Raw genomic sequence first — 6,033 nt, forward strand, 5'->3', positions numbered from 1 at the left:
CCCGACGGTGTCCAGTTCATCGGTGAGTTCGTAACTGGCAATGCCGCACTCGATCAATGCCAGGGTCTTCCCGGCGTGCCCGATCACGTTGGTGTTGGCGCCGATTGAGAAGAATCCGAAATGATCCGGCGGCGGGGGCTCGCCCAGCGCCTTGGCCGCCATCGGCCCACGCACCCAGCGGTTGCGGTGCCACTCGGCCTTCCCCTCGCGGATGCGAATGCCGTGCACCATCCCGTCGCCGATGAACCAGTGGTACAGCTCAGGGTCGAGTTCACCGACGGGATTAGCCCCGTTGCGCAGATACCGGCCGTCCAGGAATTCGGGAATGCCTCCGGTGACCTCGAGGTCGGTCAGCGTTAATTCCTGGTTCATGGGGGCGAACGGACCGTGCAGGTAGCGATTGGTCACTGGCGAACCTCCTGGATCGCGCGGCGGCCTTAACGGCTGGTGCTGACGCCGTCCCGCTATCGTGCGGCACAACTTGACACGTGTCAAGTTCGAATCAGCGTTCCACTGACCGGGCAACCCGGGTATCGGCAATGCCCCGTCCGTGTTGACTCGCTGCTATGAGCGAGCAGATCACGCTTCCGGAGCTGCAGGAGTTCATTGCCGGCTTCTGGTACCACTACGACGAGGCCCACTACGACGACCTGGCGGCCAGCTACGCCGACGACGTGCGCTACGTGAGTAGAAGCGACAGTGGCGCAAGCCCATTCGAGGAGTTGATGTCGCCCGAACTGACCGGGCGGGACGCGGTCATGGGTTGGCTGTCCGATCACCGCAAGCAGAGCCCCTACCCGTTGCGGCACCACGCCACCAACGTGCACCCCACCGGCACCGACGGCGACGTCACCCGCGCACGCTTCTACATCCTCGTCAACCAGATCGCGAATTTTGTGCCGTTCGCCGTCTCCAGCGGCATCGCCAACGTCGCCGTGCGGCGCGGCGGGAACGGGCTAGAGTTCACCGAGATGGAAGTCATCCTGGACACCACCAACTCCGTCCCGCTGGCCGAGTTCACCGCCGGCAGCGCCGCCGGTTCGTGAGCGCCCGCGAAACATTCGCCGGTGGTGTCGCCGTCATCACCGGAGCCGGCGCCGGGATCGGGGCGGGTCTGGCGCGCCACGCCCATCAGCTGGGTATGACGGTGGTGCTGGCCGACATTGATATTGAAGCCGGGGCATCCCTGCGCGATGAACTGGGTGACCGCGCCGTCGACGTGGTGTGCGACGTACGCGACCCGGATGCCGTGCAGGAGTTGGCCGACCGGGTGTACCGGGAGGTGGGCCCGGTGCGTCTGTTGGTGAACAACGCCGGCATCGAGCAGTTCGGCTATCTGTGGGACACGCCGCTGCCGAACTGGCAGCGCGTCATCGACATCAACATCAGCGGCGTCTTCCACGGGGTGCGCTCGTTTCTGCCCAAGATGATGGCCACTGACGAACCGGCCTGGGTCTGGAACCTGTCGTCGGTCGGCGCGGTGGTCGCGATTCCGATGCAGACGCCCTACATCATGAGCAAGCACGCGGTGCTGGCGATGACCGAGTGCCTGCGCCTCGAGGTGGAAAAAGCCGGGCACGGCAACCACATTCAGGTGCAGGCCGTGCTGCCCGGCGCGGTGGTCTCCAACATCTTCGAATCCGCCGGTGGCGTCGGCTCCGCCGGTGACGCCGGCAGCGCCGAGGCGCAGCGCTCCGCGATGCTGGACCTCAAGGCCGGGGCGATGGATCCGCTGGCGGCAGCCGAGACGCTGTTCGAGCAGGCGGCCGAGGGCCGGTTCTACTTGGTCACCCAGGAGTCGGTCGTGACGGCAATGGAAAGACGTGCCGAAGTCCTTGCCGCACAGCTTCCCCCAACGCTGAGATGACCCTGGATCCGGATGCGGCCGCACGGGTTGCCTCGTTCGGCGACATCGGACCGATGCGGGCGCGCGGTCTGGCGGCGGTGCGGGCCGCGATCGAAGCCGCACCGCTACCCGACGACATGCCGGACATGGCTGCCGTCACCGACGCGGTCACACCCGGCTCTGTTCCGGTCCGGATCTACTGTCCGACAAGCGATTCCGGCCAGGCGGTGCTGGTGTACTTCCACGGCGGCGGGCTGGTCATGGGGACCAACCACTCCTTCGAGCCGCTGGCCCGGGCACTGGCATCCGAGTCCGGCGCGGTCGTCGTCGCGGTGGACTATCGGCTGGCGCCCGAGCACCCGCCGCCGGCCCAGTTCGACGACGCCTACACCGCCACCGAATGGGTCTCGCGGCAACCCTGGGTCGATACCGGCCGACTCGCCGTGGTCGGTGACAGCGCGGGCGGTTCGCTGGCCGCGGGGGTGGCACTTGCCGCACGCGACCGCGGCGGCCCCGCGATCTGCGCGCAGGCGCTGCTTTATCCGGGCCTCGATCGCGACATGAGCGCTTCGTCCATCACTGAGCTGGCCGACGCGCCGATGCTCACCCGCGACGACATCGACTACATGCACGCCCTCGTCGACGGCGATGCCGGCCCGCCAACCGACGCCTACCAGGTCCCGGCGTATGCGACCGACCTGTCCGGACTACCGCCGGCGATCGTGGTGACGGCGGGCTGCGATCCGATCCGGGACTGGGGCGAGCGGTATGCGACCCGGCTGATTGATGCCGGGGTGCAGACCACCTTGACCCGCTATCCCGGTATGTACCACGGCTTTCTGATGCGGTCCGAGGCGACCGCGCGCGGCCGGCTGGCCATCGCCGAGACTGGGGCGCTGCTGCGGGCGAAGTTCGCGCATCCGGTTGAGTTCGACGTCCCGATCACCGGACAGAAAGCCACCGCGACGCGGTGACGCCGCGCACAATCACATCGATCACCCTGCAAAGGAGACCAGTGATGCTCACCCAGGAGCGCCGGATCGAGCTGTCCGAGGTGCTGCGGCCGGCCGCACCGCCCCGCGAGATCGACAACGTCTACACCGATGACCAGCGTGAGCGCCTGCTTGACGTGGTGCGCACCGAGGGCCCGTGGCGATTGATCATCGCCCAACACTTCGCGTCGGCCGACGAGCTGATCGCGACCATGAGCGGCCTGTTCCCCGAGGGATACACCCCGTCGCTTGACCTCTTCCTCACCCCGACCTTCCGCGGCTACCTGGCCAACTACGGTGCGGTGCTCTACCCGGAGCTGCACGACTGCTTCTACAACGACCGGTTCCTGCAAATGGCGAAGAGCTACTGGAACGCCGAGTACGCGAAGCCGCAACTGATGCTGTTCAACATCAACGGCCCGTGCGCCAATCGCGATCCCGGACATCTGGATTCACCAAGCTTCCGTGGCGTGCGACATGAGAACGCACCGACGTGGTTGTGCAGCGTGATGGGCAAGTCGGGCCTGTTCGACCAGTACCTGATCAAGATGGCCCAGGTCATCACCTGGTTTTCGCTGGACGGCGAGAGTGGCTTCACCTACTGGCCGGACGGGCCGCTGGGCGCGCCCAAGCGGGTGCTGCCGCCGATCTACAACCGCGGCGTAGTGGTCCAGAACGAGATGATGGTGCACCGCGGCGAGGCGAACGGCCCTCTGGACCAACAGATTCCGGCGGGGTTGGCGTTCGACACCGTGTTCACCGGCGACCCCGCCGACCGTGACCAGTGGCTGCTGAAGAACGGCGAGGACGTGATCGCGCGCCACCGCACCGACGAGCTGCGGTTCCTGGTGCACTGGTCGGCCGAGGTGTTCTCCGACTACGAGGAACTGAAGAAGAACATGGAGGGCTCCGACGACCTGACCATCGAGAAGGCCATCGACATCATGGTCGACGACATCAACGCCAGGGGCGTCAAACTCGACATACCCAGCGAACCGCTGCACCATCCGGAGTTCATCGCCGCCCTGAACAGTGCCTACGACATCGGTGGACCGACGACCTACCCCGCGGAAGCGCCGATCAGCGCCTTCCAGTTGTGACCGAAAGGTATTGCTCGATGGATCGTTTCGCTGATCGCCGTGTCATCGTCACCGGCGCTGGGTCGGGTATCGGCCAGGCTGCCGTCGCCCGCCTGCTCGATGAGGGTGCCACCGTCGTGGCCTACGACATCTCCGAATCCGGGCTGGCTGCCACTACAGCTGCGGCCGAGGAAGCCGGCACCGGCAAGCGGCTCACCACGGCGGTGCTCGACATCTCCGTCGAGGCCGACGTGATCGCCGCGGTCGACTCGGCCGTTGCCGACCTCGGTGGACTCGAGGTGCTGGTGAATGTGGCGGGCATGCAGACGTGTTCGAATACCCATGAGACCACCCTCGACGACTGGAACCGCACCTTGGCGGTCAACCTCACTGGTACCTTCCTGATGACGCGGCAGGCCCTGCCCGCGCTGCTGGAGTCCGGTCGCGGCGTGGTGGTCAACTTCACCTCGACGTCGGCGAGCTTCGCGCACCCGTATATGGCTGCCTACGCGGCGAGCAAGGGCGGGATCCTCAGCTTCACGCATTCATTGGCGCTGGAGTACTCCAAGCGAGGGCTGCGCGCGGTCAACATCCAACCCGGTGGCGTGTCCACCGCACTGGCCAACACCACGCTGGACAAGATGCCCGAGGGCTACGACCCTGGGCTGTGGGCCAAGCAGACGCCGCTGCTGCACGGCAACACCAGCGAAATCCTCGGCGACACAGGCGCTGTCGCCGCGGTGATCGCGATGGTGGCTTCCGACGACGGGGCGTTCATCACCGGAACCGAGATACGGATCGACGGCGGCGCGCACGCTTAACTCCCGCGGGGATTAGCTACCTCACCACCACGGTGCTCGGCTCTCGCGGCACACCCAGGTGACGATGTGACGGCGGGCGCCGGCCACCCTCGTCGGTGATTCCGTACCGTTCGGCCAATTCCGCTCCAATGAATGTCTGCCCACTCAGCTCTGCCAGGTCGGGATCGCGATAGAGCGCATCGATCAAATGGCCGGTGAACTGAGGTGTTTCGGCGTGTTCAGCGGTTTTGGCCAGCGCTTCGGGATTTCCGGCGAACGCCCCGCGCAGCCGTTTGGTCAGCAGAATGCCCATCCAGATCGACACCGTCGCAACGCCCGTCCCCCGAAAGTCCACCGCCATGTCGGCGGCCATCTTGTCCACGCCGGCCTTCTGCGCGCCGTACGCCGGGCCGTGCATGTAACACACCGATCCCGGCGAGGAGGTGAAGGCGATCAGGCCGCGGCCGGCGGCCACCAGTAGCGGCGCGGCATGCCACGAGGCAACGTAGGACGACCGCAACCCGACATCCAGCACCTCGGCCAGCGCAAGTGGTTTCTCCCAAAACGGCTTTGGGCTGACCAGTTCGTCGGCGATGGCCGCGGCGTTGTTCACCAGCAGGTCCAGTCGGCCGTCGTCGTCCCGCACCCGCTCGAACAACGCGGCCACGGCGTCGTCGTCACTGTGATCGACCCGGACCGCCACACCGCCGGGCGGCGCCTCGGTGATGGTGCGCCCGGTTGCGTACACCCGCCAGCCCCGCGCGCTCAGTGCCGTTGCAATGCCGCGTCCGGCGCCGCGGCTCGCGCCGGTCACCACCGCAACTGGCACTGCGCTACTGGGCGTCAACGATGGTCAGCTGTCCAGTGGCGACGGCGGTGTCGATCGAATCCCGCAGCGCCGAACACACCAGGAACGGGCCGCGATGGTGCCCGGCAATCCGCTGCGCCTCCTGACGTTCCGTGCACCGCGCCGTCGCGTCGGCGTTCCATTGCACACTGGTCTGGTTCCAGGTGCTCTTACGCGCCAACACCTGCGCGCCGCAATTGCCGCACTTGACTGCCACCATGGGCATCTCGTCGAGACGGTCGTCGGTCCTGACCGGTGATCCCATCACGCCGAACCCGCCCGAGCCGCCATGTTCGCCTCGATCTGTTTCATCCACGCCTCATAGGGCCGGGTGGTGTCCAGCTCGAACTCGAAGCGGTCCACCATGTCTGGTTCCACGTCGGCTACATCTACGTAAAACTGCTGATACCACCGCCGCAGTTGGTAGACCGGGCCGTCCTCCTCGACCAGCAGCGGGTTGTCGATGCGC

General features: G+C 66.5%; 8 protein-coding genes and 1 pseudogene. 5 read left to right on the forward strand and 4 right to left on the reverse strand.

The genetic code is table 11. From position 1 onward, the window contains the following. Window positions 1–408, reverse strand: a 408-nt coding sequence (locus VML93_RS15215) for a carotenoid oxygenase family protein (protein ID WP_325611840.1), incomplete at its 3' end; no start/stop codon positions are given. Between the two features lie 158 nt (window positions 409–566). Here VML93_RS15215 and VML93_RS15220 point away from each other — a divergent pair. Genes VML93_RS15220 through VML93_RS15240 form a run of 5 tightly spaced genes read left to right on the forward strand, consistent with a single transcriptional unit; the run spans window position 567 to window position 4,738 of the window. Then, on the forward strand, window positions 567–1,046 hold the full coding sequence (locus tag VML93_RS15220; protein WP_325611841.1) for a nuclear transport factor 2 family protein: 480 nt from the start codon (window positions 567–569) through the stop codon (window positions 1,044–1,046). Continuing rightward, complete coding sequence (locus VML93_RS15225) at window positions 1,043–1,867, forward strand: SDR family NAD(P)-dependent oxidoreductase (RefSeq protein WP_325611843.1); 825 nt, start codon at window positions 1,043–1,045, stop codon at window positions 1,865–1,867. The genes VML93_RS15220 and VML93_RS15225 overlap by 4 nt, the downstream gene beginning before the upstream one ends. After that, window positions 1,864–2,820 (forward strand): alpha/beta hydrolase, encoded by a 957-nt coding sequence (locus tag VML93_RS15230; RefSeq protein ID WP_325611844.1) that lies wholly within the window; start codon window positions 1,864–1,866, stop codon window positions 2,818–2,820. The genes VML93_RS15225 and VML93_RS15230 overlap by 4 nt, the downstream gene beginning before the upstream one ends. A 44-nt stretch (window positions 2,821–2,864) precedes the next feature. Beyond that, window positions 2,865–3,938, forward strand: coding sequence for a hypothetical protein (locus VML93_RS15235; RefSeq protein ID WP_325611846.1), 1,074 nt, complete (start codon window positions 2,865–2,867; stop codon window positions 3,936–3,938). A gap of 17 nt (window positions 3,939–3,955) precedes the next feature. After that, window positions 3,956–4,738, forward strand: coding sequence for an SDR family oxidoreductase (locus VML93_RS15240; RefSeq protein WP_325611848.1), 783 nt, complete (start codon window positions 3,956–3,958; stop codon window positions 4,736–4,738). A gap of 16 nt (window positions 4,739–4,754) precedes the next feature. On the opposite strand, the gene VML93_RS15245 is transcribed toward VML93_RS15240, so the two are convergent. The 3 genes and pseudogenes from VML93_RS15245 to VML93_RS15255 all read right to left on the reverse strand — a co-directional run. Further along, window positions 4,755–5,546, reverse strand: a complete 792-nt coding sequence (locus VML93_RS15245; RefSeq protein WP_414686360.1) for an SDR family NAD(P)-dependent oxidoreductase — start codon at window positions 5,544–5,546, stop codon at window positions 4,755–4,757. 4 nt (window positions 5,547–5,550) lie between these two features. Then, the gene (locus VML93_RS15250; RefSeq protein ID WP_414686361.1) at window positions 5,551–5,829 is read right to left on the reverse strand and encodes a ferredoxin; all 279 of its coding nucleotides are present in this window, start codon (window positions 5,827–5,829) and stop codon (window positions 5,551–5,553) included. Beyond that, a pseudogene (locus VML93_RS15255) lies at window positions 5,829–6,033 on the reverse strand (3-ketosteroid-9-alpha-hydroxylase); the annotation flags it as partial. The gene VML93_RS15250 and the pseudogene VML93_RS15255, both read right to left, overlap by 1 nt.

This window comes from Mycobacterium sp., assembly GCF_035499775.1.
In the GTDB taxonomy this organism is placed as follows: Bacteria; Actinomycetota; Actinomycetes; order Mycobacteriales; family Mycobacteriaceae; genus Mycobacterium.